This is a genomic window from Streptomyces sp. NPDC102259, from assembly GCF_044766465.1.
Classification (GTDB): domain Bacteria; phylum Actinomycetota; class Actinomycetes; order Streptomycetales; family Streptomycetaceae; genus Streptomyces.
Genome location: NZ_JBIWMA010000002.1, coordinates 584,555 through 609,203, shown reverse-complemented (window position 1 = coordinate 609,203; position 24,649 = coordinate 584,555). Strand labels below are relative to the sequence as shown.

Sequence of the window (24,649 nt, the reverse complement as noted above, 5' to 3'; positions counted from 1 at the left end):
CGGCCGGGATACTGCTTCCCGCTCCAGGGGGCGCGGTTCTCCCGGTCGCCGGAGCCGTCACCCACCCCGGTGCGCGGGGTCCGATCCGTCGCCTCCCGCCGTCACGGCCGCCCGTACCCGCCGCTCCTCGCGAGCGGAGCCCACGTCCCGTTCCAGGGGGGTGCGGCTCATGGCCGTCGCGAGGTCCTCCAAGGCCCGCTTCTGCAGTTCCGCCTCGCGCCGCACCACCGGGCTCCGGTCCCCGGCGCCGGCGTCCTCCCACGCGTGGAGCGCCTCCTCCACGCGCCCCCAGTCCGGATTCCGGTGCTCGCGCACGTCCACTGCGGCCTGCGCGGTGTCCGTCTCCAGGGCCTCGGCGAACCGCTCCGCCTCGGGGCCGAAACGGCTGTCGGCCCCCGGGAGGTGGCTCTCCATGAGCATCGCCGCCCGGCCGAACCCCTTGAGCGCCTCCTGCGCCTCCTGCGCCTCACGCGACGTCAGACCCCTGGGGCGGACCGGTTCCTGCCGTGCCCGGTCGTATGCCTCCTGCCAGGCGGCACGTGCCTCCCTGCTCGCCAGCAGTGCCCTGCGCAGGTCGGCGTGATGCTCCCGGGTCGGTTCGATGTGGTTGCGGAGCACCGCGCCCGCGTAGCGGCCGTTGGCGGCGAGCCAGTCCGCGAGCCGGGCCGGCAGCCGGGGCGTCTCCCATGCCGGGAACACCACGTACGCCAGCATGGCCAGGACCCCGCCGAGCAGGGTGAGCACCACCCGCTCCGGGACCGTCTGCTCCAGTGCCTGGCCGCCCATGCCGAGCAGGAAGACGACGTACGCGGCGGTGAAGCACTGGGAGTAGGCGTAGCCGGTACGGATCAGCGTGTACGACAGGCCCGCCGAGACCACCGCCAGCGCGCCGAACACATGGGTGTCCGGTCCCAGGGCCCGCACCATCCCGGTGGCGAGCGCGACCCCCGCCAGGGTCCCGGCGAGACGGGCCACCGCACGCGCGTACGTCTGGTGGAAGTCCGGCCGCATCACCATCACCGAGGCGATGGGAGCCCAGTAGCCGTGGCCCAGGGGCAGTCGGGCGGCGATCAGATAGCCGAGCGTGGCCACCGCCGCCAGGCGTACGGCGTGCCGGAACACGGGCGAGTCCCGGCGAAGCTCTCGGCGGACCGCCCGGACGACGACCGGGAGCAGCCGGAACATCGTCGGGCGCACCAGGAGGTGTGCGCCGGCGGGGCCGGGCAACGTGGGCGTCCTCCCGCGCGCGTCGCCGCTCCCGGCGATCTCCAACGCCTCTCCGAGCAGTTCCACGAGCCGCTCGGCGGTCTCCCGGGCGGGCCCCTCCAGCACCTCGTGCTCCTCGTCGACGCGCAGGACGTCCGCACTTGCGGCCGGCACCTCGGCGGGCGTGCCGCGGCGGATCGAACGGGCGGCCGCGTCCAGGACGTCGGCGGCCGCGTCGAGCAACTCCCGCGCGCGGTCCCGCCCCGGTCCCTCCGCCGGGGCGCCGACGTCCGGGTCGGCGAGCGCCGCGACGACCGGCCGAATGCGCTCGGCGAGTCCCCGGGGACCGTGGAGGACGGGGGGACGGGTACGGGCCTGTGACGGCGTCACGGCAGCCGCGTCCCGGGCCGTCATCAGCGGCTCAGGGTCGAACGGGGCGGTCGGGTCGTGCCGCAGTCGTCGGGCGTAGTCCGCCACGGCGGCCAGGGCGTCGGCGAGCGCGTCACGATGCGCCCCCCAACGACGGATCGGGAACAACAGGATCAGCACGGCCTGCGCCACCCCTCCGAGCGCGATGACCCCGGCGTGCTCCAGGGCTCGCCCGAGGCTCGTGGGCAGGGTGATGGTCACCAGCATGCTGCCGACGGTCGTCGCCGCGACGATCCCGGCGGTCGATCCGACGGCCCACGCCATCCCCGCGGCGAAGGCCCATACGGCCAGCAGTGGAAGGAACGTCACGAGTCGCCCCGCCGCCAGGTAGCCCACGAAGGTGCTGAGCGCCAGACCCGCGCCCGCGCCGAGCGCGATCACCTTGCGTGGACGCCAGGTGCGCTGGAAGGTGGCCCCACCCGCGGAGTAGGCGCCGAGGGCGGCGGACGCGGCATACGCGGGGGAGACCAGCCACAGCGTCGGACCGATGACGATCGCCACCCCAGCTGCCGTGCGCAGCGCGAGCAGCGGCTCCAGCCGCGTCTCCTCGATCGTGAGCCCGGATCGCACGACCTCCACGAGGGCCCGCAGCCACGTCACGGTGTGGGCCTGCCCGAAACGCCGTGCCGGGTCGCGTCGACCGGGCCTCAGCAGCCGGGACATGGTGCTGCCACTGCGGACACTGCTGGTCCAACGGCCCGCGGAAGCCGACGAGCCGACCGGCTACTGGAGGACCGACCTGCCCTCCACCACGCCGATCGCCCACTTGGTGCGGTCGGCCAAGACGCGCCGGCGGATCGACTCGCGATCACGATCGTTCTGCGAATCTTCATCGCACACCACTCGGCCCCAGAACGGGTGGGGGTGAGAAACGGGTGGGGGTGAGAACCATGCGCACGCCACGGACGCCACTACCGACCGTGGCGGAACTCCGGGGAGTCGCCCGCCGCCCGTCCGACCCCGGCCGGAGCCGGGGCGATCACCACCCGCGGGCCGGACCGGTCCGGGGGGAGCAGGCGGGACCGCGGTCCTCGGGTCCCTCACCGCTTGGCGCCGTTCCCGTGTCCGTTCGGATGCAGGACCACCTTGGTCCAGCCCTCGTCACGGGCGTCGAAGTGCTCGTAGGCGGTGGGAGCCTCGTCCAGGCTGAGCTCGTGGGAGACGATGAAGCTCGGCTTCGCCTTCTCGCCGGCGATCAGATCCCGCAGCGCCCGGTTGTACCTCTTCACCGGCGCCTGCCCGGTGCCCATGTGCTGGCCCTTGAACCACATCATGCCGAAGTCGATCGGGACCTTGCCCTGCGCCTCCAACTCCCCCTGGGCCTCGGCACCGCCGGGATCCTCGGGCAGGAACACGCCCACCACACCGATGTCGCCCGTGAACCTGACCGAGTCGATCAGTCCGTTGAGCGTGAGGCTGGCGTCCTCGTGTCCCTCGGGGTCGTGTGCCTGGTAGCCGACGCATTCACAGCCGTTGTCGGCGCCCAGACCGAGGGTCGCCTCCTTGACGACCTCCGCCGGATTCTGCTCGGCGGTGTTGATCGGGATGGCACCGATCTCCTCCGCCTTGCGCAGCCGGTCGGGTTGGTGATCGGCCACCCAGACGCGGCCGGCGCCCTTGAGGAGGGCGGAGTAGGCCGCCATCTGCCCGACGGGACCGGCCCCGAAGACGATCGTCTGGTCGCCCGGCTTGACGTGCGCCATCTCGGTGGCGTGATAGCCGGTGGGGAAGATGTCGGCGAGCATCACGTAGTCGGTCTGCCGCTCGGCGGCGTCCTCGCCCAGACGCAGCGCGTTGAAGTCGCCGTAGGGCACGCGCAGGAGTTCCGCCTGGCCGCCCTGGTAGGGGCCCATGTCGGCGAATCCGTAGGCGGCTCCGGCGAGGGCCGGTTCCGGCTGCATGGTCAGGCAGTAGTTGGTCAGGCCCCGCTCGCACTGCTTGCAGAAGCCGCAGGCGATGTTGAAGGGCAGGACCACGTACTCGCCGACCTGGACCTTGCGGACGGCCGAGCCGACCTCCACGACCTCGCCCATGTTCTCGTGTCCCAGGGTTCGGCCGGACTCGAACGAGGTGCGGCCCTCGTACATGTGCAGGTCCGAACCGCAGATGTTGGTGGTGGTGATCTTGACGATGATGTCACAGGGATGTTCGATCTTCGCGTCCGGTACGTCCTTCACTGTGACCGTTCGCGGTCCTTCATATATCGCGGCCTTCATGATTGCTTCCTTCGGTGCCGCGGCAGCGGCATGACCGCAGCACGGCGGTGACGGGACGGCGCACAGAGCCTGACTCCCGGGAGTTGACGCATGGGGCCCGTGGCTCCGACATGCCCCCTGTGGGCCGTTCACCCGGTTCGGGTGGAACGGTGGTGCCGCCGGCCCGCCAGGCTGAGCCCCGCGTTCCGGCGGCGTGCCGTCCGGGTCCCCGTCGGCCCCCGACGCGAAACAACCACGCACGATCGATCAGCGGAGTCTTCGGGCCCGGACGACCGTCGACCGCCGACGAATCTCCGGCTCAGGTCTCCAGTCGGTCACCGTCGTTGTCTTGGAGCATGTGGCGACGTTCCTGTTCGCGCTTGGAGTAGGCGGCTGCCCGGATCGCCTCGTCGCTCTCCAAACCCGATCCCAGCGCACCGCCCACCGTGGCGACCGAAGCCACGAACCAGGCCAACGTCCAGTAGTCCGTTGCGTGCAGCGGAGTTCGTGTCGTGGAGGCGAACACTTGGTCGTTGAGGATGAACAGCGCCCAGACGAAATTGATGACCAACAAACCCGCGTAGCAGACGATCACGCCGATACCCACGGTCAGGACGGTCGAGGTGTTGTACAGCCGTGCCCTCTGCCTCGCTTCCCGCGAGCCCTCCGCCGATCGATGCCAGAGTTCCGCGTCCACGATCAGCCAGCCGATCATGAGCGCGACGGACCCGACCGTGGCGATCACGAGGCGTGGCGCGCTGAGGGACTCGGCCAGGCTCCAGACGGTGGAGTTCACGGTGGCGACCGCTCCCGTGGCGAGCGCGGCCGCCAGGGCTTTCGACAAGCCCGGCACCAACCGCCACGGCCGGTTGGCGCGGACCATACCGAGGAGCACCCTCAGGTATCCGCGCGGCCCGCTGACGACGTACCGAAGATCAGCGGTCTCCTCCTCACCGATCGCCCCCGGGTGAACAGGCGCGAAACGACCCACGAAGCGCCCCAGGGGCGGCTGACCCTGCAAGGGGCCTTCAGCCTCGGTGGCCGGCGGAGCCGCCAGGCCGAGCACCGCTTCTTCCACGGCCCGCCGGGCCCTCGTCTGGAGCCGCAAGCCCCCCAGCGAAGGCAGAGACAGCAACGCCAAGCCGTGTTCGTGACTCAGATCCACGACGAGTCTGCGCCCGTGCGAATGCAGCGGAAGGTCCGTGAGGGCCACGACGACGTCCCAGTTCTCCGCACGTCCACGGTCCACGATCCGGCGCATCAAAGTGGGCAGGTCCTCCGTGCCCGCGGTGAAGGGCTCGCTGACCACCTCGACGTCGAACCGTCGCCCCCGGTCCGACTTGTCGGCGAGCCGCTCGGGAAGTATCCGGGCCATGCGCCGCGCGATTTCGGTGGGCGCATCCGGATCCGCCAGGAGAGCCACGACCGTAACGCCCTGGGGCGACACCCGCATGACCGGACCCTTCTCGTCGACTGACCCCGCGAGCGCGAGTGCCCACAGGATGCCCCCGAGGCAACGCCGACGCCGCGTGACACGCTGGCCCCCGCCGACAGGCGCAGGCGGCACGGCCAGGTCTTCTCGTTCTCCACGTCCGGCGGGTCACTCGTCACGTGGGGCCACCTGTCGACACGGTGCCCACCCGGCTGTCGCTCCGCCCGCCCGTCGTCCGACTGCCCGACAGTCGCACGCCTGGGCCTGGCAGGGCAACACAGGAAGGTTAATTGGGCCCCGCATGTGCATGCGTTCGCGCGCCCCCGTCGGCCAGGCTGACTGGTAAGCCAAGGGGGGCCGGGAACCACCCGGCTCCCGCTGCCGGAGGTTGCCGTCATGACCGTGATGTCCATCGCCAGGTTCGAAAGGTTCTTCCGCGCGGCCGCGGGGCTGGACGTCGACAAGAACGATCTCAAGCGCTACAGCGACTTCGTCGACGCCAAGCTCTACGATCTGCTGACCGTCGCCCAGGCCACTGCCAAGGCCAACGGGCGCGACATCATCCGGCCCGGTGACCTACCGATCACGAAGGGCCTGCAGGAGAGCATTCACCGCTTCCGGAAGATCGACCAGGAAGTGGAGCTCAAGCCGATCCTGGAACAGCTCGCCGGCCACCCCGCTCTGGACCGCACGCCCGACGAAGAGACCGAGGCGGCCTATCCGGACATCATCGGCGGACTCAGCCTGGCCCTCGCCCAGTGCTTCAAGATCCTCCACCCTGACCTGAAGAACCCCCAGACCCAGCACTGGGACGAGGCCCGAGCCGTCTTCGACCTCCTGCTGTGAGCGGCGGAGCGCAACGCCCGACACGCGCTGGGTGAACAGCCCTTGGGGACCATCGAAGGACGTCGATGGATGCCGGGCATGGCTCAGTCTCCGCCGAGAAGCGGCGGGTATGGCGCCGCACCTCTGCGGCGCCATACCCGCGCAGGCATACCCTTCGCTCGCGACCACCGCGCCTCACGGGCTCAGTCAGCGAGTTCGGCCTTGCCGAACAGGACGGCGTAACCGGACGGGAGTTGGCTGAGGATCTGATTCAGCTCACCGCCGGTGACAGCGTCGGCAACGGTGGTCAGGACCGCGCTGGCATCCCACTGCGCCGTACGCGGCCGGGCCTGGATGCGCTCTGCGACCCGGCGGTAGAACTCTTCGATCCCGAAGCTCTGCGCCTGCTGCGGCGTGGCATGGTCCAGAACTTGTCCCAGCGGGCCGGGCAGTTGGGATGCGAGGTCCTTGACCTCTCCCGGGCTGATCCGTTGGGCCAGCACTTCCAGCACGGCGTTGGTGACGCTCGCGGCTTCGTCCTGGTCGTTGTATTCGCCTCGCTCGCGCACACGGGCGAGGAATCCGTCGTATTTCATAGCTGCCTTCCTTCTGCACGCCCACTCACCGCTGATCGAGGGGGTCGCCCGGTGTGCCGTCGGGCCGGCCGGGTCCGTCCGCCGACTCGTAGTCGCCGTTCGCAAGGCCCTTGGCCCGGGACTCCCGCACGGATACACGCAGGGCACCGCGGAAGCGCCCGGGGCCCCAGGAACGGCCGCCCACGGCCTGTTCGAGTCGGTCGTGGCTCGTCGGGCCGGCTTCTCGGAGCGCGTGGGCGATCTGTTCGATCTCGTCGTCGAGGCGTTGTTCGGCCATGGTGGAGGTACGGCTTGCCGTGCCCGCGGTGCCGACCATCCCCGGCGAGTACAGGGTGCTGCCCGGTCCGGTGCCCGGGCGGTAGCGGCGGGCTCCGGCGCGCTCCTGCTCCCGGTGGCGGGCGGCGCGGTCGGCGATCCGCAGTTCCCGCTCGTGCGCGGCCTGCCGGACGTGCGCGGGCCGGAGGCGGTCTCGTGCGTCCTGTGGCGCGGGCTCGTTGCGCCAGGCTGCCTCGGTTTCCTCAGCGGTGAGCGGCCGGGCGATGTTCTCCAGGGACTGTTGTTCGGCCCGGACACCGAAGAAGACCTCGGCCAACCCGCCCAGCGCCATGGCCGCCGCTCCGACGAGGAAGCCGATGGCCACCAGGTTCACATCGCCACTGTGAATCAAGTGGCCGAACAGCAGCGGGCCGGTGATTCCGCCCACGGCCGTGCCGATCGCGAAGAACAGCGAGATGGACAGGGCTCGGGTCTCCATGGGGAAGACCTCGCTCACCGTCAGATAGGCCGAGCTCGCTCCCGCTGACGCCACGAAGAAGGTCAGCGAGACCAGCACGAAGAACGACCATGTCGTCAGGGAGCCGTTGATCAGCAGAACGGCGAGGACGGCTGCCACGACGGCCGAGCCGAAGTAGGTGCCCGCGATCATCGGCTTTCTGCCCACGGTGTCGAACAGTCGGCCGAGAAGGAGTGGTCCGAGGAAGTTGGCGATCGCGAAGAGGGCGAGGAAGTAGGGGATCGAGCCGGAGCCGATGTCGAAGAAGCCGTTCAGGATCGTGCCCAGGTCGAAGACGATCGCGTTGTACAGGAACGCCTGTCCGATGAAGAGCGCCAGGCCGAGAACGGCGCGACGCGGGTACCGCCGCAGAGCCACGCCCGCGATCTCCGTGAACGGGATGACATCACGCTGCCGTACGGTGACGGCCTCGCCCGGTTCGGGCAGCTCGCGGCCGGTCTCTCGGTGCACCTCGGCCTCGATCCGGTCGACGATACGTTCCGCCTCGGCCTGATGCCCGTGGATGAACAGCCAGCGCGGACTTTCCGGTACGTGGCGGCGTACCAGCATGATGCCCAGGCCCAGAATGCCGCCCAGGCCGAAGGCCAGCCGCCAGCCGAGGTCGGCCGCCAGCAGACTCTCGTCGAGCAGCAGCACGGCGACCAGGCTGCCGAACGCCGCACCGACCCAGTAGCTGCCGTTGATGGCCAGATCCACCTGCCCTCGGTTGCGGGCGGGAATCAGTTCGTCGATGGCCGAGTTGATCGCGGCATACTCTCCGCCGATGCCCATACCGGTGATGAAACGGGCGAGGTAGAGGTACCAGGCGTCGTGGGCGAACGCGGTCGCGACGGTGGCGAGGACATAGATGCCGAGCGTGAGCATGAACAGCTTCTTGCGCCCGTAGCGGTCGGTGAGCCTCCCGAACAGGAGAGCGCCCGCACATGCGCCCGCCACGTAGATGGCGGCGGCAGTGCCTATGTCGGCGCTGGTCAGGTTGATGCCGCTGCCCGGCTCGGTCATACGGGCGGCAACCGCGCCGACGATCGTCACTTCGAGTCCGTCGAGAATCCAAACGGCTCCCAGACCGATGACGATCCGCCAATGGAATCGGGACCACGGCAGCCGGTCGAGCCGGGCCGGGACCTTGGTCGTGACGACACCGAGCTCGGCGGTGGTGGTCATGCCATGCCTCCTCGTTCAAGGGCCCTGGGCCGTTGCCTGGAGCGGGACAGAACGGGCCAGAATGGACAAATCCACATAGGGTGCTCTTCTGTGCTGCGCTGCCACCTTCTGGGACACCGTTTTCGCTTCCTCCATGAGGGCGACACCATGCTCTGGCACTGCGCGCGTGAGTGCGGAGCGGAGGGGAGCAAGCGATATCCGACGGCCGAGGACGCCGAGCGTTACGCACGGGCGTTCGACCGCGAGGACCAGGCGGACCTGGGCCGCCGAGCACCACTGGGTCTGCTCCCCCTTCGGCTGCTGCGCGCCTGGCGTCTGCGGCGCCGAAAGGAAGCCGGTGGCGAGCCCCCGGCCGGGTCTCCGCCGTGAGGGGTTGTGATGTCGGACGTCATTCTCGAGTCACCCTGGGTGTCATGCCTCGCCGACCCGGCACCGCGGTGCCGGACGGGTGTCCGGGACCGCGGCGTTCGCGTCTCAGCCGCCGCTCCCGGTGCTCTCACTCGTCTCGCTGATCTCGACGTGCCGCGCCTTCGCGACCTCGGCCTTGGGGACGGTGATGGTGAGCACCCCGTCCGACATCCGCGCATCGATCTTTTCGGTGTCCACCTCTCCGGGAAGCCTCAGCCGGTACTCGAAGGCTCCGGTGCGGCGGGTGCTCCGGCGCAGGATGCCTTTGCGTTCCTTCTCCTTGATCTCTCCGGTGACCACCAACTCCTGGCCGTTCGCTTCGACGTCGATGTCCTTGCTCTTGACGCCGGGGAGTTCGATCTCGACATGGAAGGCGTCGTCCGCCTCCGTGACCTCCGCCAGGGGCGTCCAGGCGACTGCGGGCGCCGCGCCTCCCACCGTGGATTCCATCAGCCCGCTCATCTCGGCGAGCAGTTGGTCGAACTCCGTCAGCGGATTGCGGGCCCAGCCGACGGGCCTGTCCTGCATCGCGCCACCTCGGTGGCGCCGTACGGGCGTGGCCATTGCCATCGCCTCCTTCTCGTGATCTCGTCGCCCGCTGGGCGTCATGCGAGCCAAGCGGCCTGTTTCGGACGGGTGTGCGGGGAGGTGTCGGTGTTGCCGGGCGCGGCGGTGCGGCCCAGGTAGCGGTGCACGAAGTGGATGCTCATCGAGCCTTCGCCGACCGCGGAGGCCACGCGCTTCACCGAGCCGCTGCGCAGATCGCCGGCGGCGAAGACGCCGGGCAGGCTGGTCTCCAACGTCAGGCAGTCGCGGCCCTGGCTCTGCCACACTTCGGGAACGGAGCAGGCCTGCGCCTCCGCCCCCGTGAGCACGAAGCCGCGCGCATCGAGAGCGAGCACGCCGGACAGCCAATCGGTGTGCGGGTCGGCGCCGGTGAAGACGAACAGGGCCCGCACCTCGATGTGGTGGTGCTCGCCCGTACGGTGGTCGACCACGGTGACCGCCTCGAGCGTCTTGTCGCCCAGTGCCTCGGTCACCTCGGTGTGCAGCAGCACCCGCACTCGGGGGTGGCGCTCGACCTGATCGATCAGATAGCGGGACATGTGCGCCTCGAGGCTCGGACCACGGACGAGCAGATACACCTGCGGTACGTATCCGGCCAGGAAGAGCACCGCCTGGCCCGCGGAGTTGCCGCCGCCGACCACCGCCACCGGGTCGGTACGGCACTGCTGGGCCTCGTAGACGGTCGCCGAGTAGTGGACACTCGAGCCCTCCAAAGGCTCGATGCCGGGCACACGGAGGCGGCGGTAGCGGGCACCGGTGGCCAGGACGACGGTACGGGCGGTGACCTCGCTGCCGTCGGCGAACCCGACGGCGTAGTGGTCGTCCCGCCGTTCGAGCCGGGCCGCCTCCGCCGGCACGCTGATCCGGGCGCCGAATTTCTCCGCCTGGAGCACGGCGCGCTCGGTGAGTTCGGCGCCGGAGATACCCGAAGGGAAGCCGAGCAGATTCTCGATGCGGGAGGACGTCCCGGCCTGGCCGCCGGTGGCCAGCGCCTCGACCACGGTCGTGCCGAGGCCCTCCGAGGCGGCGTTCACCGCGGCGGCGAGACCGGCCGGACCGGAGCCGACGATGAGGAGGTCGCCGCGGCCGTCGCCCGGTTCCAGGGCCGGCAGGCCTATGAACCGTGCCAGTTCGGCGTTGCTCGGATTGCGCAGCAGGGTCGTGTCCCTCCAGATGACCAGCGGCGTCTGCTCCGGCCCGACCCCGAAGCGGCGCAGCAGTGCCTCGGCCTCCGTGTCCGTCTCCAGGTCGATCCAGCGGTGCGGCAGCCGGTTGCGGGCGGCGAACTCGCGCAGCCGACGGGTGTCGGGCGAGTAGCGCGAGCCGATGATGCGGAAACCGGCGCCCTGCCCGACGAGCAGAGCGCGGCGCCCCAGGCAGGCGCGCAGCACCACGTCACCGAGGGTGGCGTCCCGGGTCACCAGGTCGCGCAGCTGGTCCATGGACAGGGCGAGGATCTCGCCGGGGTCCCTGACCACAGCGGTGTAGAACGCCACCTGTCCCTTCAGGAGGCCGAGTTCGCCGATGAAGCGGCCAGGGCCGTGCACACGCAGCAGGTGTTCGTCGGGCGTGCCGTAGTTCTCGACGATGGCGACAGAGCCACTGAGGACGACGTAGAACGTCTCGCACCTCTCCCCCTCCCGGATCAGCTCGTCACCGACGTCGACCGCACGCCGCCGGCCGTGCTGCGCCAGGCGGGCGATCTGGTCGTCTTTCAGGCGGGGATAGGCGCCGTAGACGTCAGGAGTCTCGAAGGGGACGCTCTCCTGCTCCTCGTCCGGCACCGGCGGCACGTCGGGCCGCGTCTCGTCGCCGGGCATCACACGAACGCCTCGTGGACGTAGCACCACCGCCAGTCCTCGCCGGGCTGGAACGACTGCACGATCGGATGGGCGTCGGCAGCTGCGTGCTTACGCGCGTGCTTGTTCGGTGAGGAGTCGCAGCAGCCGACGTGGCCGCAGGTCAGGCAGAGCCTGAGGTGGACCCACGGGGAGCCGAGCAGCAGGCACTCCTGGCACCCTTGTGGGGTCAGCGGCTGGACCGGCCGGACGAGCGCGAGGTGGGGATCGGCGTGCAGGGTCATGTGGATCACTCTTTCCGGGCCGCGATCGACTGCTCCACCCACCGCCGAAGGGCAGGGGCAGGTGCGGCACCCGCCTGCCGGGCGATGATCTGTCCTTTGTCGAGGACCAGCAGCGTCGGTACCGCCTGGACCTCGAACCGCTGTGCCAGACGCGGGTTCTTGTCGATGTCGACCTTGACCAGCTTGATCGTTCCTGCCAGGTCGGTGGCGACCTGCTCCAGCGCGGGGCTGACCATGCGACAGGGTCCGCACCAGGTGGCCCACAGGTCGACGACGACGGGCACGGTGGCCCGCTCGACGACCTCGGTGAAATCGTCGTCGCCCGCGTCGGCCGTCCACGGCAGCGGCTGCTTGCAGTTGCCGCACGTGGGGCGGCCCTCGGCGGCCGCCGGCACCCGGTTGGTGCGCCCGCAGTGCGGGCAGACGACGTTGGTGGCTTGCAGGGTGCTCATGCCGCCCTCGCTTCCTTCACATCCTCGGGCTTGTCGTAGGTGACCACCAGTTCTCCGTGCTGGGCGTCGACGCGGACCTGCGCGCCGTCCTGGACGTCACCGCGCAGCAGGGCGCGCCCGACCATGGTCTCGACCTCGTGGGAGATGTAACGCCGCAGCGGCCGGGCCCCGTACACCGGGTCGTAGCCCTGGTGGGCGATCAACTTCCTGGCTTCGTCGGTGAGTTCGACGGTGATGCGGCGTTCGGCGAGGCGCCGGCGCAGCTCGTCGAACTGCAGCTCCACGATCCGCTCGATCTGCCGCTCACCGAGTGGCCTGAACAGCACGATGTCGTCGACGCGGTTGAGGAACTCCGGGCGGAAGTGCCCGCGCAGCTCACCCATCACCAGGGCGCGGGCGTCCGGTTTGATCTCACCCTCGGCGGTGGCGCCGTCGAGGAGGTGCTCGGAGCCGATGTTGGACGTCATGATGATCACGGTGTTGCGGAAGTCGACGGTACGGCCCTGAGCGTCGGTGATGCGGCCGTCGTCGAGGATCTGCAGCAGGGTGTTGAAGACGTCGGTGTGCGCCTTCTCGACCTCGTCGAACAGCACAACGGAGTACGGCCTGCGGCGTACGGCCTCGGTGAGCTGGCCGCCTTCCTCGTAGCCGACGTATCCGGGCGGTGCGCCCATGAGCCGGCTGACGGTGTGCCGCTCCTGGTACTCGCTCATGTCGAGGCGGACCATGTTGTCCTCGGAGTCGAACAGGGCCCGGGCGAGGGTCTTGGCCAGCTCTGTCTTCCCGACGCCGGTGGGGCCGAGAAAGATGAACGAGCCGATGGGGCGGCGCGGGTCGCGGATCCCGGAGCGGGCGCGGATGACGGCGTCGGCCACCAGCTTGACCGCCTCGTCCTGGCCGATGACGCGCTCGCGCAGGATCTCGTCGAGGCGCAGCAGCTTCTCGCGTTCGCCCTCCTGGAGGCGGCTGACGGGGATGCCGGTCCAGGCGGCGACGATCTCGGCGATCTCCTCCTCGGTGACGACCTCCCGCAGCAGCCGGTTCTGGCCCTGCCTGGCGGTCAGTTGTTCCTCCTCGGCGGCCAGCCGGCGCTCGAGGTCCTGGAGGCGGCCGTAGCGGAGTTCGGCGGCGCGGTTGAGGTCGTAGGCGCGTTCGGCCTCTTCCGCCTCGTGGCGGACCTGCTCCAGTTCCTGGCGCAGCTCCTGCACGCGGCGGATGGCCTGCCGTTCGGCCTCCCACTGGGCGTGTTTGGCGTCGGCCTCGGCGCGCAGGTCGGCCAGTTCCTTGCGCAGTTCTTCGAGGCGGGTTTCGCTGGCGGGGTCGGTCTCCTTGGAGAGGGCGGCCTCCTCGATCTCCAGGCGGGTGACGCGGCGGGTGATCTCGTCGAGTTCGGCGGGCATCGAGTCGATCTCGGTACGCAGCCGGGCGCACGCCTCGTCGACGAGGTCGATGGCCTTGTCGGGCAGGAAACGGTCGGTGATGTAGCGGTGGGAGAGCGTCGCCGCCGCGACCAGCGAGGTGTCCTGGATCTTCACGCCGTGGAAGACCTCCAGGCGTTCACGCAGGCCGCGCAGAATGGAGATGGTGTCCTCCACGCTGGGCTCTTCGACCAGGACCTGCTGGAAGCGGCGCTCGAGGGCGGCGTCCTTCTCGATGTGCTTGCGGTACTCGTCGAGGGTGGTGGCGCCGATCATGTGCAGTTCGCCGCGGGCGAGCATCGGCTTGAGCATGTTGCCCGCGTCCATGGCGCCCTCGGCGGCGCCCGCGCCGACGACGGTGTGCAGTTCGTCGACAAAGAGCAGGATGCCTCCCTGGGCGGCCTTGACCTCGGACAGCACGGCCTTGAGGCGTTCCTCGAACTCGCCGCGGTACTTGGCGCCGGCGACCAGGGAGCCCATGTCGAGGGCGAACACGATCTTGTCGCGCAGGCCCTCGGGCACGTCGCCGCGGACGATGCGCTGGGCGAGACCCTCGACGATGGCGGTCTTGCCGACGCCGGGGTCGCCGATCAGGACAGGGTTGTTCTTGGACTTGCGGCTGAGGATCTGGGTGACGCGGCGGATCTCGGCGTCCCGGCCGATGACGGGGTCCAGCCGCCCGGACCGAGCCTCGAGGACCAGGTCGCGGCCGTACTTCTCCAGGGCCTCGTAGGCCACCTCGGGGTTGGCGGAGGTCACTCGCTGGTTGCCGCGGACCTGGGTGAGCGCGCCGAGGAAGGACTCCCGGGTCACGCCGTGCTCCTTGAGCAGGCGTCCGGCGGCGGTCGCCGAGCCCTCCTCGGCCAGGGCCAGCAGCAGGTGTTCCACGGACACGTACTCGTCCTTGAGGCGTTTGGCCTCCCGCTCGGCCCCGTCCAGCAGCCGGGCCAGGCGCTGGGTGACGAAGACCTGGCCCGGTGACGCACCCGGGCCGGTCACCTTGGGCCGGCGGGAGAGCTCTTCGCGTACGGCCGCGCGCAGTTCCTCGGGCTCGGTGCCCGTCTGCTGCAGCAGGCGCGGGATCAGGCCCTCCTCCTGGTCGAGGAGGGCGAGCAGCAGATGCTCGCCGTCGACCTCGGTGTGGCCCAGGCGGCCGGCGGCGCTCTGGGCCTCCTGCAGGGCTTCCTGGGACTTCTGGGTCAGGCGGTTCATGTCCATGGTGGTAGATCACTCCTCATGCCCGCCCGCCGCAGCGCGGCTTCGAGCAAGCTGATGCGGTCGAGCAGGTCGAGCACCAGACCGATGGATGCGTAGTTCAGGCACAGCCCGGTGCGCAACCGCTGGACACGGGCCAGGACGGCCGGGGCGGTGGGGGCGAACACCAGCCGTCCGGAGGCGTCGCGGCCGGCGTCCACCAGTCCGAGGGCGACGAACCTACGGATCAGGTCGGGATGCAGACCTGAGCGGCGGGCCGCGGTATCCAGGGAGAGCCCGGGCACGGGCACGATCGCGTACTGCACGCCCACCTCGGCCATGCGTGGGGGGGACGGGCGGGCCTCGGCCGGTCGGTCGGTCATCAGGTCCTCCTGGGGTCGAACGAGGAGACGGTGGCAAGTTCCTCCAGCAGTTCGCGCTCCCGGTCGCTCAGCCGGGGCGGCACCATGATCCGCAGCTCCGCGTACAGGTCTCCGTTCGCGCCGCGCGGGCCAGGCATGCCCTCGCCACGCAGCCGTAGACGCCGTCCGCTGGAGGATCCGGCGGGCACGGTCACCTTGGCCGTGGCGCCGCTCGGCGTGGGCACCGGCACGGTCGCGCCCAGTGCCGCCTCCCATGGGGTGACCGGAAGCCTCACGTGGATGTCCCGGCCGTCGAGGCGGAACTCGGGGTGCGGCTGGATCCGCACCCTCAGATACAGGTCTCCGGCGGGAGCGTCCTCGCCGCTCCCGCGCCCGCCCTCCCCGGCCAGCCGGATGCGCTGCCCGTCGATGGTGCCGGGCGGCACGTCGACCTGGTAGCGCCGCTGCCCGCCCGGCCCGGCGAGGGTGACCGTACGGCGGCCGCCACGATAGGCCTCCTCGACGGTGAGCGGCAGCTCGGCCTCCTGATTGGCGCCGGGCACGCGCGTCCGCCCCGCGCCGCCGAACAGCGAGCCGAACAGATCCTCGACGTCGACCCCCTCGCCCCCGAAACCTGCCGTGGAGTACCGCGCCCGGGGGCCGCCGCCGGTGGCCCACCGGAAGCCGCTGCCGGCTCCCGCTCCGGCACCGGCTCCGGCTCCGACGCGCTCCTCCCAGTCCTCCGGGATCTTCCGGAAGTCCTCGCCGAAGCGGTCGTACCGGGCTCGCTGATCCGGATCGGACAGGACGCTGAAGGCCTCGTTGATGTCCTTGAACCGCTCCTCCGCCTGGGGGTCCTTGTTGACGTCGGGGTGGTACTTGCGGGCCAGCGTGCGGTAGGCCCGCTGGATCTCGTCCCGGTCGGCGGTGCGCGGAACGCCGAGCACCTCGTAGAAGTCGTGTGCCATGGAGGGTCACTCCCGCTTGGCGACGGTCACTGCGGCAGGCCGCAGCTGCCGCTCGGCCTCCCCATAGCCGGGTCGCAGCACCTGGACCACGGTGTTCGGATCGGCGTCGGGATCCTGGACCACGCCGACCACCTCGTGCCGGGCCGGGTCGAAGGACACGCCCACCTCTGCGTGGCGCGGGTAGCCCAGCCGCTCCAGGACGTTCACGGCCTGGTCACGCACGGCCCGGACACCTTCGACGATCGCACCGGGGTCGGCGGCCGCGTGGCTCAGGGCGAGTTCCAGGTTGTCGATGACGGGCAGGAAGGCCGCGGCTGTACGGGCGCGTTCGGCGGCGGCCTCCCGCTCCAGCTCCCTGACGTGGCGTTTGCGCAGGTTGTCGAGGTCGGCCAGGGCGCGACGCCATCGGTCCTCGGCCTCTCGCAGCGCGGCCTCGTACGCGTCGTCGGGTGCGGCGGCGCCGGTCGCGGCGTCGGGCCCCGGCTCGGCCTCCTCGGTCGGCGGTCCAGGCTGTGCGAGATCCCCGCGCGGCGGCTGTACGGCGCCTTCGGGCGACGGGTCGGGCTCTCGGCCCCGGGGTGGGATGGGCATGGCGGGCACCTCAGCCCTTGTCGAACTCGGCGTCGATCACATCGTCGTCGTCGCCCGGCGCGGCGCCGCCGGGACCGGATCCTTCCGGTGAGCCGTCGCCCGCCGGACCGGCCGCGGCGGCTCCCGCCTCATGGGCCGCGAGCGCCGCGAAGACCTGCTGGAGTTCGGACGTCAGCGGCCGGACCTTGTCCGCCCCGGCCTCGTTCTTGACCGCCTCGCGGGCCTCGGCCACCAGCATCTCGGCGCGGGCCTTCTCATGTGCGGGCGCGGCGTCGCCGAGTTCGCCCAGGCGCTTCTCGACCTGGTAGGCGATGGCGTCCAGTTCGTTGCGGGCGTCGACCGCCTCGCGCAGGGCCTGGTCCTCGCCGCGGTTGTGTTCGGCCTCCTGGACCATCCGCTCGACCTCGCCGCGGTCGAGGTTGGAGCTCTCGCTGATCGTGATGCCCTGTTCCTTGCCGGTGTCCTTGTCCCGCGCGGTGACGTTGAGGATGCCGTTGGCGTCGACGTCGAAGGTGACCTCGATCTGCGCCTCGCCGCGCGGCGCGGGGCGGATGTCGGTGAGCTGGAAGCGGCCCAGAACCCGGTTGTCGGCGGCCCTCTCCCGCTCGCCCTGCAGGACGACGACGTCGACCGCGGGCTGGTTGTCCTCGGCGGTGGAGAAGGTCTCGGTGCGGCGCACGGGGATGGTGGTGTTCCGCTCGATGATCTTCGTCATCACGCCACCACGCGTCTCCACGCCCAGCGACAAAGGGGTGACATCGAGCAGCAGGACGTCCTTGACCTCGCCCTTGAGGACCCCGGCCTGGATCGCGGCGCCCATCGCCACGACCTCGTCGGGGTTGACGCTCATATTGGGTTCCTTGCCGCCGGTCAGCCTCCGCACCAGGGCCTGGACGGCGGGGATGCGGGTGGAGCCGCCGACGAGGATGACCTCGTCGATGTCGTTGTCACTGACCTTGGCGTCCTCCATGGCCTGCCGCACCGGGCCCAGGCAGCGCTCCACCAGGTCCCCGGTGATCTGCTCGAACGTGGACCGCATGATCGTCGTGGTCAGATGCTTGGGCCCGGAGGCGTCGGCCGTGATGAACGGCAGGCTGACCTGCGTCTGGGTCACCGAGCTGAGCTCGGTCTTGGCCTTCTCGGCGGCCTCGAACAGTCGTTGCAGGGCCTGCGGGTCCTTGCGCAGGTCGATGCCGTTGTCCTTCTGGAAGCCGTCGGCGAGCTGGTCGACCAGCCGACGGTCGAAGTCGTCACCGCCCAGATGGCTGTCGCCCGCTGTGGACCGTACCTCCACCACGCCGTCGCCGACGTCGAGGATGCTGACGTCGAAGGTGCCGCCGCCCAGGTCGAAGACGAGCACCGTCTCGTGCTGCTTCTTGTCCATGCCGTAGGCGAGTGCGGCCGCGGTCGGCTCGTTGATGATCCGCAGCACTTCCAGGCCGGCGATCCGTCCGGCGTCCTTGGTGGCGGTGCGCTGGGCGTCGTTGAAGTAGGCGGGCACCGTGATGACCGCCTCCGTGACCCGCTCTCCCAGCTGCTTGGAGGCGTCGTCGGCGAGCTTGCGCAGCACCTGCGCGCTGATCTCCTCGGGCGCGTAGAGCTTGTCGCGCACCTTGAAGCGGGCGGCGCCGCCGTCTCCCTCGACCACGTCGTACGTGACGGCCTTGACCTCTTCGGAGATCTCGTCGAAGTGCCTGCCGATGAACCGCTTGGCCGAGTAGATGGTGCCTTTGGGGTTGAGGATCGCCTGGCGGCGGGCCAACTGGCCCACCAGGCGCTCGCCGGTGTCGGTGAAGGCCACCACGGACGGTGTCGTGCGGTTGCCCTCGGTGTTGGGTACGACTGTCGGCTCGCCACCCTCCCAGACGGCGATCACCGAGTTCGTGGTGCCCAGGTCGATGCCTACTGCCTTGGCCATGAGGAACTCCTTTCGCGACGGGCGGCCCCGTTCGCTCTCGGAGTCGTGCCCGGTTTTCCGTACTCGCTCAGGTGATGGCGGGACCGCTCCGCGGGCGGCTGCCCTTCCGCGCTCCGCTGTTCGTGCCGGTGCCGGTGCCGGTCCCGCCGGGTAGCTCGGCCAGCAGCTGCGCCGCGTCGTCGGCGACCGCTTCGTCGGCGACGACGTCGTACCGGCTGGGCTGCATGGAGCTCACCGAGGCGAAGTCCCGCCGGCCACGCTGGGCCGCGTGCGCCAGCACGCCGAGCAGAGCGCCGACGAGTGCCCCGAAAACCAGCCCGTACAAGGCGAGGAGCAGTCCCGACACGACCGGGTCCAGCCAGTTCAGCAGCCCGAAGATCCATCCGATCAGTGCGCCGGGCAGGGCGCCGCTCGCCGCTCCCTGCAGCGCGGCCCCGCCGTGGCCGAGGCGGCCGGTCACCTGTTCGACCAGGCGCACGTCCTGCCCGATGATGGCCACCCTCTCGACGGGAAAACCCTGGTCCGACAGGTGATCGACGGCGCGTTCCGCCTCCTGGTAGGTCATGTACGAGGCGATGGCCCTACGGGCCTGCTCGCTCATCAGCCTGTCCTTCCTGCCACGGCCACCGGTGCGCTCGGCGTCTCCGACAAGCCCAGAGTGGCAAGAGAACAGCGCGCTCCGCCTGCACCCGGCAGGTCAGAAGTCGACGCAGCCGGTCGGTCCACCAGAACAAGGCATAAAGTCGTATAAGTCCCATGGCTCTGCCTGGGCTGGGTGCGCCGAGAGCTCACAGGCCTGGATCCCACGATTCGCTCGATCGCTTCCGATGACCGGAGGAGAACGGAGTGACTATGGCCTGTCACCCGTCACGGAGAATGTCCGCTCATGTCCCCGACCAGGAAGTGACCCGCCACCCGAGCGACACCGAGGGCACCGAGGGCACCGAACGACACGACCCCCGTCCGCTCGCGGCGCTGGACCCACACGGGCTGCTCGTGCTGTCCCACACCCTCTTCACCTGCGCGGAGCAGAGTGAGATCGTGCGGTTGGCCATGCGGCACGTCAGTGCCCTCGGTCCCTACCTCGCCGAGGCCGGATACCTCGCGACGGGCGACGGTCTGTCCCGCGTCCCCGGCCACGACACGGAAGCGCCGACAGTCGACGACGCACGGGTGGAGGAGTTGGGCGAGGCCGACGGCGCCGTGTCGCTTCCGGAGCAGTCCTGGAGCTGGGCGTTCGGCCTGCGCGGGGCCGGCGTCCTGCTCGGCTACATCGTGGTCTCCTCCCACTCCGGGCCCGATGAGCAGGGGCGCTTCCTCCTCTCGACCCTCGTGCGGCTCACATCGGCGGCCATGTCACTGGCGGCCTCGCGCGCCGCGCACCGCGACAACGCCGGTGAACTGCGCCGGATCGGCACCGAACGGGACACCGCACTGCGGCAGTTGGACGCGACGCGCTCCGAGCTGCACCTGCAGGAGACCGTTCACGAAGCCCTCGCACGCGTCGCTGCCCGGGGCGGCGGCGAGGACGCCATCACCCAGGTGCTGTACGAGCTCACCGGGCTGTCGGCGCTCATCGAGGACCGGTTCGGCAACCTGAGGTCCTGGGCCGGTCCAGACCGGCCCGACCCCTATCCGGTGCGGTCCTCGACCTACCAGGAAGGGATGTTGCGGCAGGTCGCGCGCGAGGCGGGCCCGGTCAGGGTCAAGGACCGGCTGATCGCCCTGGCGCGCCCCGGCGGCGACCTCCTCGGCGTACTCGCCCTCGAGGACCCCGACGCGACGGCCGACGAGTACACCATGTTCGCCCTGGATCACGCCCAGCGGACGCTGGCCCAGGAACTCATGCATCTGCGCGCACTCACCGAGGTCGAACTGCGGCTGCGCCGCCAGCTGATCGACGACCTGTTGGAGGGTACTGACGAGACGAGCGCCTACGCCCGGGCCGAAGCCGTCGGCCACGACCTGCAACGTACCCAGTACGTGGTCGTGGTGCACTGGCCCGGCAACGCCCCTGACGACACCTTCATCCGTGCCGTCGAGCACACGACGGCCACCATGGCGACCCGTCCGCTGATCACCCGTCGCGGCGACCGGGTGGTCCTCCTGACCGAAGCAAGGCCCGACGACGATGCCATGCACGCGTCGCTGGCCCATGAGCTGGGGACGCCCGACGGAGCGATCGGGGTGAGCACCCGCTGCGACTCCCCTGGCGGCGTTCCCCGCTGCTATCAGGAGGCACTGCGGGCCCTGGAGGTGCGGCAGAACTCCCGCCAGCACAGTGGGACGACGTTCTTCGACGAACTCGGGCTGTACCGGATCCTGGGGCCGGGCAACGATCGCCGGGAGCTCGAGGGCTTCGTGCGAGAGTGGCTCGGTCGGCTGATCGACTACGACGCGGGGCATGGCACGGAGTTGGTGGAGACGCTCTCGCGCTACTTCGACTGCGGAGGCAACTACGACGACGCGGCCGCCGCGCTGACGGTCCATCGCAGCACCCTGCGCTACCGGCTGCAGCGCATCCGTGAGATCAGCGACCGCGACCTGGCGGATGTGGACACCCGGCTCAATCTGCAGGTGGCGACGCGCGTCTGGAAAATCATCCTGGGCGGGCGACGCTGACCGCACTCACCCCAAAGGGCCGGGACTGCGGGCCGGCTCGCCACGCGAACAGGACGCCTGTCACCTCGCCGGACACATCGAGCCGGTCGAAGTCGACGTCTACCAGCCCCCAGTCGGCCCGGCGATCCGAGGTACAGGCGGTGCCCACCCTCCTGGTGCTCCACCTATCGGCTCGGGTTACGTGTCTGGGTGGGCTCCAGGTGTGTCGCGATGTGCGCGGGGGGGGTGTCGTGTAGTCAAGGGTCCGGCGTGGATGGGATGTTGATGCTGATGGTGGCCTTGTAGCTGGTCCGGTCGACGGTGCCTTTGGCGTTGTGCGCGGTGTGAGAGGACTTGCGGGGATCGATACCTGAGGGTGATCACGGGCACCCTGACCAGGCCCCAACGGGATGAGTGCGGTGGCACGTGGGCGTGCTCCCCGGCCTGGACGTCGGCAAGAGCGCTCACCACGGCGTCCTGGCGAGCGCGGACCAGCCCGCCTCCATCGGAGCCCTCCCCCTGACCATCGCCCGGGATGCGGGCTGCAAGGTCGCCTACCTGCCCCGCCCGGCGATGCACCGATAGCCACCTCTGTCCGGGCGAGGCCCACACCGACGCACACCCACTGCACTTACCGAGATGTAGGTACCTGACTCGAAGGTGGGTACTTTCCCCGAGTTAGTGCTTACGTACGGTTGGCGACACCGCACCCCACAAGGAGTTCTGATCATGAGCATCGTCGTCACCGGAGCCACCGGCCACCTGGGCCGCCACGTCGTTGAGCAGCTGCTGGAGAAGGTTCCGGCCGACCAGATCACCGCGGTCGCCCGCACCGCGGACAAGGTTGCCGACTTCGCCGCCCGCGGTGTGAAGATCGCGCTCGCCGACTACAACGCCCCCGACTCGTTCGACGGCCTGTTCGCCGCCGGCGACAAGGTGCTGCTCATCTCCGGCAACGAGATCGCCAAGGGCCGGGTCCAGCAGCACAAGGTCGTCATCGAGGCCGCCAAGGCGGCCGGCGTAGCGCTGCTCGCGTACACCAGCGGCCCGGCCGGCCTGACCGCCGCCATCGCCGACGACCACCGTGGCACCGAGGAGGCGCTCCTCGCCTCCGGCGTTCCCTACGCGCTCCTGCGCAACGGCTGGTACCACGAGAACTACACCGAGAACCTCGCCCCGGTACTGCAGCACAACGCGGTCGTCGCCGCCGCCGGTGACGGCCGGGTCCCCGGCGCCTCGCGTGCCGACTACGCGGCCGCCGCGGCCGCCGTACTGACCGGCGAGGGACACGAGAACCAAACGTACGAGCTGGGCGGCGACGTGGCGTGGAGCTTCGAGGAGTACGCGGCCGAGCTGAGCCGGCAGACCGGCAAGGAGATCGCCTACAGCCCCGTTTCCGTCGAGGCGCTCACCGAAATCCTGGTCGGCTCCGGGCTGCCCGAGCCGCTCGCCGCGATCTTCGCCGGCGTGGACGCCTCCATCGCGAAGGGCGAGCTGGTCGTCACCACCGGTGACCTGTCCCGCCTCATCGGCCGTCCGACCACCCCCCTGTCCGAGGCGATCGCGGTCGCGCTCAAGGGCTGACCCGAGCGGACCGGCCCCCCTGCCTCCCGCTGAGGCGCACTCCCCCTTCGGGCCCCGGCCACCCCTGCACCCGCCTGCCACGACCTGTTCCGATACGGGGCCTGACAGGCGGAGGCGCCTGGCTCCAGTTTCAGTGCTTACCCGCGCGGGGCCTGAGATTGAAATGTGAAGTGTCCACACGTGTCCCCAGCCTTCTGTCCCGTTCTCCTTTGAGGTAGCGCCCCCCCATGATCCCCACCACGCGTGCCCGCAGCGCGCTTGTCGCTGTCCTCGCCTCAGCCGCCCTGCTGGGTGCCCATCCCGCCGCCGAACTGATCACGCTGTACCACCAGCGCTTGGAGCCAGCTCGCCGGTGGAGCAGAAGCAGCGGCGGCCCAGGCGGCGGCACAGGAGCCCGGCGGGCTGCACCTCGCAGCACTGCACCGGGCCTGACCGCTCTGGACCCGATGGCCCCCGCGAGATCCCATACCGAACAGTTCGGTTTGACGACAAGAGCGCCTCTGCGTACGGTCAATACCAATCGGTTTGGTTTGGGTGTGGGTCGGGCCGAGTGCCGCAGAGGCTCTTCAGCGGTCGAAGCGCTGCCACCGACCTACCGCCGATCGCGGAGCCCCCGGGCCGCGCGGGCAGCAGCGGCTCGTCGCCGCACCGACCGAACGACGAAGACAGCGAGGAGAAGTCGATGAGCGACACCGTCGTGTACGCCCTGTTCCACTACCGCGTGAAGCCCGGCATGGAAGACCGCTTCCAGGACTACCTGGCCAAGGTCCTCCCGGTCACCGAGGCCCAGGAGCCGTACATCCTCGGCTACGAGATCTTCCAGGCGCCCGACGGCTCGTACTTCCAGCACGAGCACTACGAGAACGAGGAGGCCGTCTGGAAGCACCTGGAGCTCACCGCCGACGGCCAGAAGGATTTCGCCGAGGCCACCGAGATGATCCACCTCACGATGGTCGGCAACCTCACCCAGAAGTTCCGCGACACGTTCCTCGGCGGCGAGGGCACCGACTTCAAGCCCTTCCGCAGCGTCAGCCGCTGATACCCGGGCCGGCCCCCCGATCGCCACGAACCCGCCGCAGAACCGGTCCGCACAGGCCGTCGGCGCCGGGTTCGTGGCCGTTCTGCGTTCCAGATCGTCCGACCCCCGGAGAGAAGGTCTGACTGCATGGCTCGCAAACCGAACTGTTCGGTCGCCTATCGTGTCCCTATGCCTCGCTCCGCCGTCTCCCGCAAGACCTCGAACCCCCCTACCGCCGATACCCGGCAGCGGATCCTCGCCGCGGCGAAGGAAGAGTTCGCCCGGTACGGCATCGCCGGCGCCCGAGTGGACCGCCTCGCCAAGCAGGCGCGGACCAGCAAGGAACGGGTCTACGCCTACTTCAGCAGCAAAGAGGCCCTCTACCACCACATCACCGGGCACGAAACGGCCGCGCTCATCGAGGCCACCCGCATGGACCCGGCGGACCTGCCCGGCTACGCCGGCATCCTCTTCGACCACTTCACGGCCCACCCGGACCACTATCGGCTCATCACCTGGGGCCGCCTCGAACTCGCCGACGGCGACACGGTTCACCCCATGCTGGCCACCATCACCGGCAAGGTCGAACAGCTCCGCGACGCGCAGCGCGCCGGCCTGATCGATCCCGCCTGGGATCCGGTCGACGTACTCGCCCTGATCAACCAGATCGCCACCACCTGGGCAGGTCAGCCGGAGATCGGCGCCGCCGCGGCCAAGCTGGCCGCGGACACCTCCGTCGGCGCACGCCGTGCGGCCCTGGTCACCGCCGTCGAGCGCCTGTTCCCTCGCGCACGCTGACCCACTCGCCCGAGTCTCCCGGCCGCCAATGAGGGTGAGTCGCCGCT

At 70.2% G+C, this 24,649-nt stretch carries 20 protein-coding genes and 1 pseudogene; 6 read left to right on the top strand and 15 right to left on the bottom strand.

Annotated elements, in window-relative coordinates:
* Positions 1-57: 57 nt before the first annotated feature.
* The 3 genes from ACIRPU_RS07245 to ACIRPU_RS07235 all read right to left on the bottom strand — a co-directional run bounded on the left by ACIRPU_RS07245 (position 58) and on the right by ACIRPU_RS07235 (position 5,283).
* Positions 58-2,235 (bottom strand): FUSC family protein, encoded by a 2,178-nt coding sequence (locus tag ACIRPU_RS07245; protein ID WP_403862823.1) that lies wholly within the window; start codon positions 2,233-2,235, stop codon positions 58-60.
* 440 nt (positions 2,236-2,675) lie between these two features.
* Positions 2,676-3,851 carry a glutathione-independent formaldehyde dehydrogenase gene (locus ACIRPU_RS07240; RefSeq protein ID WP_403862821.1) on the bottom strand — a complete coding sequence of 392 codons (1,176 nt, stop codon included), beginning with the start codon at positions 3,849-3,851 and terminating at the stop codon, positions 2,676-2,678.
* Positions 3,852-4,149: 298 nt separating this feature from the next.
* Entirely contained in the window at positions 4,150-5,283 is a 1,134-nt protein-coding gene (locus ACIRPU_RS07235; protein ID WP_403862818.1) for a hypothetical protein, read from the bottom strand.
* Positions 5,284-5,658: 375 nt separating this feature from the next.
* Here ACIRPU_RS07235 and ACIRPU_RS07230 point away from each other — a divergent pair, with 375 nt between their 5' ends.
* Positions 5,659-6,108, top strand: a complete 450-nt coding sequence (locus ACIRPU_RS07230) for a DUF1931 family protein (protein WP_403862815.1) — start codon at positions 5,659-5,661, stop codon at positions 6,106-6,108.
* A gap of 182 nt (positions 6,109-6,290) precedes the next feature.
* Here ACIRPU_RS07230 and ACIRPU_RS07225 read toward each other — a convergent pair whose 3' ends face one another.
* From ACIRPU_RS07225 to ACIRPU_RS07170, 12 genes are all read right to left on the bottom strand, one after another.
* Positions 6,291-6,683, bottom strand: a complete 393-nt coding sequence (locus ACIRPU_RS07225; protein ID WP_355701847.1) for a DUF2267 domain-containing protein — start codon at positions 6,681-6,683, stop codon at positions 6,291-6,293.
* 25 nt (positions 6,684-6,708) lie between these two features.
* The gene (locus ACIRPU_RS07220; RefSeq protein WP_403862810.1) at positions 6,709-8,640 is read right to left on the bottom strand and encodes an MFS transporter; all 1,932 of its coding nucleotides are present in this window, start codon (positions 8,638-8,640) and stop codon (positions 6,709-6,711) included.
* 474 nt (positions 8,641-9,114) lie between these two features.
* Positions 9,115-9,576 (bottom strand): Hsp20/alpha crystallin family protein, encoded by a 462-nt coding sequence (locus ACIRPU_RS07215; protein WP_355701850.1) that lies wholly within the window; start codon positions 9,574-9,576, stop codon positions 9,115-9,117.
* Between the two features lie 77 nt (positions 9,577-9,653).
* On the bottom strand, positions 9,654-11,435 hold the full coding sequence (locus ACIRPU_RS07210) for an FAD-dependent oxidoreductase (protein ID WP_403862807.1): 1,782 nt from the start codon (positions 11,433-11,435) through the stop codon (positions 9,654-9,656).
* Positions 11,435-11,698, bottom strand: a complete 264-nt coding sequence (locus ACIRPU_RS07205; protein WP_355701852.1) for a UBP-type zinc finger domain-containing protein — start codon at positions 11,696-11,698, stop codon at positions 11,435-11,437. The genes ACIRPU_RS07210 and ACIRPU_RS07205 overlap by 1 nt, the downstream gene beginning before the upstream one ends.
* Positions 11,699-11,703: 5 nt before the next feature.
* Positions 11,704-12,150 carry a thioredoxin gene (trxA, locus tag ACIRPU_RS07200; RefSeq protein WP_355701853.1) on the bottom strand — a complete coding sequence of 149 codons (447 nt, stop codon included), beginning with the start codon at positions 12,148-12,150 and terminating at the stop codon, positions 11,704-11,706.
* Positions 12,147-14,786, bottom strand: a complete 2,640-nt coding sequence (clpB, locus tag ACIRPU_RS07195) for an ATP-dependent chaperone ClpB (protein WP_403862803.1) — start codon at positions 14,784-14,786, stop codon at positions 12,147-12,149. The genes trxA and clpB overlap by 4 nt, the downstream gene beginning before the upstream one ends.
* The gene (locus tag ACIRPU_RS07190; protein ID WP_355701855.1) at positions 14,777-15,145 is read right to left on the bottom strand and encodes a chaperone modulator CbpM; all 369 of its coding nucleotides are present in this window, start codon (positions 15,143-15,145) and stop codon (positions 14,777-14,779) included. Before ACIRPU_RS07190 ends, clpB begins: the two co-directional genes overlap by 10 nt.
* Positions 15,145-16,092, bottom strand: coding sequence for a DnaJ C-terminal domain-containing protein (locus ACIRPU_RS07185; RefSeq protein ID WP_403862799.1), 948 nt, complete (start codon positions 16,090-16,092; stop codon positions 15,145-15,147). The genes ACIRPU_RS07190 and ACIRPU_RS07185 overlap by 1 nt, the downstream gene beginning before the upstream one ends.
* 6 nt (positions 16,093-16,098) lie before the next feature.
* Entirely contained in the window at positions 16,099-16,683 is a 585-nt protein-coding gene (gene grpE / locus ACIRPU_RS07180; protein WP_355701857.1) for a nucleotide exchange factor GrpE, read from the bottom strand.
* 10 nt (positions 16,684-16,693) lie between these two features.
* Entirely contained in the window at positions 16,694-18,601 is a 1,908-nt protein-coding gene (gene dnaK, locus ACIRPU_RS07175) for a molecular chaperone DnaK (protein WP_403862795.1), read from the bottom strand.
* 67 nt (positions 18,602-18,668) lie between these two features.
* Positions 18,669-19,202, bottom strand: a complete 534-nt coding sequence (locus ACIRPU_RS07170) for a general stress protein (RefSeq protein WP_403862792.1) — start codon at positions 19,200-19,202, stop codon at positions 18,669-18,671.
* Positions 19,203-19,477: 275 nt separating this feature from the next.
* On the opposite strand from ACIRPU_RS07170, the gene ACIRPU_RS07165 reads away from it, so the two are divergent.
* The 5 genes and pseudogenes from ACIRPU_RS07165 to ACIRPU_RS07145 all read left to right on the top strand — a co-directional run bounded on the left by ACIRPU_RS07165 (position 19,478) and on the right by ACIRPU_RS07145 (position 24,602).
* The gene (locus ACIRPU_RS07165; protein WP_403862789.1) at positions 19,478-21,223 is read left to right on the top strand and encodes a PucR family transcriptional regulator; all 1,746 of its coding nucleotides are present in this window, start codon (positions 19,478-19,480) and stop codon (positions 21,221-21,223) included.
* Positions 21,224-21,628: 405 nt separating this feature from the next.
* Positions 21,629-21,821: pseudogene (locus tag ACIRPU_RS07160) on the top strand (IS110 family transposase); the annotation flags it as partial.
* Between the two features lie 110 nt (positions 21,822-21,931).
* Positions 21,932-22,786: an SDR family oxidoreductase gene (locus tag ACIRPU_RS07155; protein WP_403862786.1), complete on the top strand. Its 855-nt coding sequence runs from the start codon at positions 21,932-21,934 to the stop codon at positions 22,784-22,786.
* 682 nt (positions 22,787-23,468) lie between these two features.
* On the top strand, positions 23,469-23,825 hold the full coding sequence (locus ACIRPU_RS07150) for a putative quinol monooxygenase (protein WP_403862782.1): 357 nt from the start codon (positions 23,469-23,471) through the stop codon (positions 23,823-23,825).
* A gap of 168 nt (positions 23,826-23,993) precedes the next feature.
* Positions 23,994-24,602: a TetR family transcriptional regulator gene (locus ACIRPU_RS07145; protein WP_403862779.1), complete on the top strand. Its 609-nt coding sequence runs from the start codon at positions 23,994-23,996 to the stop codon at positions 24,600-24,602.
* Positions 24,603-24,649: the final 47 nt, after the last annotated feature.

Coding starts and splice junctions, on each gene's coding strand:
- trxA (WP_355701853.1), bottom strand. CDS start 12,150: ATGAGCACCCTGCAAGCCACCAACGTCGTCTGCCCGCACTGCGGGCGC.
- ACIRPU_RS07185 (WP_403862799.1), bottom strand. CDS start 16,092: ATGGCACACGACTTCTACGAGGTGCTCGGCGTTCCGCGCACCGCCGAC.
- ACIRPU_RS07230 (WP_403862815.1), top strand. CDS start 5,659: ATGACCGTGATGTCCATCGCCAGGTTCGAAAGGTTCTTCCGCGCGGCC.
- ACIRPU_RS07165 (WP_403862789.1), top strand. CDS start 19,478: ATGTCCGCTCATGTCCCCGACCAGGAAGTGACCCGCCACCCGAGCGAC.
- ACIRPU_RS07155 (WP_403862786.1), top strand. CDS start 21,932: ATGAGCATCGTCGTCACCGGAGCCACCGGCCACCTGGGCCGCCACGTC.
- clpB (WP_403862803.1), bottom strand. CDS start 14,786: ATGGACATGAACCGCCTGACCCAGAAGTCCCAGGAAGCCCTGCAGGAG.
- ACIRPU_RS07225 (WP_355701847.1), bottom strand. CDS start 6,683: ATGAAATACGACGGATTCCTCGCCCGTGTGCGCGAGCGAGGCGAATAC.
- ACIRPU_RS07210 (WP_403862807.1), bottom strand. CDS start 11,435: ATGCCCGGCGACGAGACGCGGCCCGACGTGCCGCCGGTGCCGGACGAG.
- ACIRPU_RS07205 (WP_355701852.1), bottom strand. CDS start 11,698: ATGACCCTGCACGCCGATCCCCACCTCGCGCTCGTCCGGCCGGTCCAG.
- ACIRPU_RS07150 (WP_403862782.1), top strand. CDS start 23,469: ATGAGCGACACCGTCGTGTACGCCCTGTTCCACTACCGCGTGAAGCCC.
- ACIRPU_RS07215 (WP_355701850.1), bottom strand. CDS start 9,576: ATGCAGGACAGGCCCGTCGGCTGGGCCCGCAATCCGCTGACGGAGTTC.
- ACIRPU_RS07240 (WP_403862821.1), bottom strand. CDS start 3,851: ATGAAGGCCGCGATATATGAAGGACCGCGAACGGTCACAGTGAAGGAC.
- dnaK (WP_403862795.1), bottom strand. CDS start 18,601: ATGGCCAAGGCAGTAGGCATCGACCTGGGCACCACGAACTCGGTGATC.
- ACIRPU_RS07190 (WP_355701855.1), bottom strand. CDS start 15,145: ATGACCGACCGACCGGCCGAGGCCCGCCCGTCCCCCCCACGCATGGCC.
- ACIRPU_RS07220 (WP_403862810.1), bottom strand. CDS start 8,640: ATGACCACCACCGCCGAGCTCGGTGTCGTCACGACCAAGGTCCCGGCC.
- ACIRPU_RS07170 (WP_403862792.1), bottom strand. CDS start 19,202: ATGAGCGAGCAGGCCCGTAGGGCCATCGCCTCGTACATGACCTACCAG.
- grpE (WP_355701857.1), bottom strand. CDS start 16,683: ATGCCCATCCCACCCCGGGGCCGAGAGCCCGACCCGTCGCCCGAAGGC.
- ACIRPU_RS07145 (WP_403862779.1), top strand. CDS start 23,994: ATGCCTCGCTCCGCCGTCTCCCGCAAGACCTCGAACCCCCCTACCGCC.
- ACIRPU_RS07235 (WP_403862818.1), bottom strand. CDS start 5,283: ATGCGGGTGTCGCCCCAGGGCGTTACGGTCGTGGCTCTCCTGGCGGAT.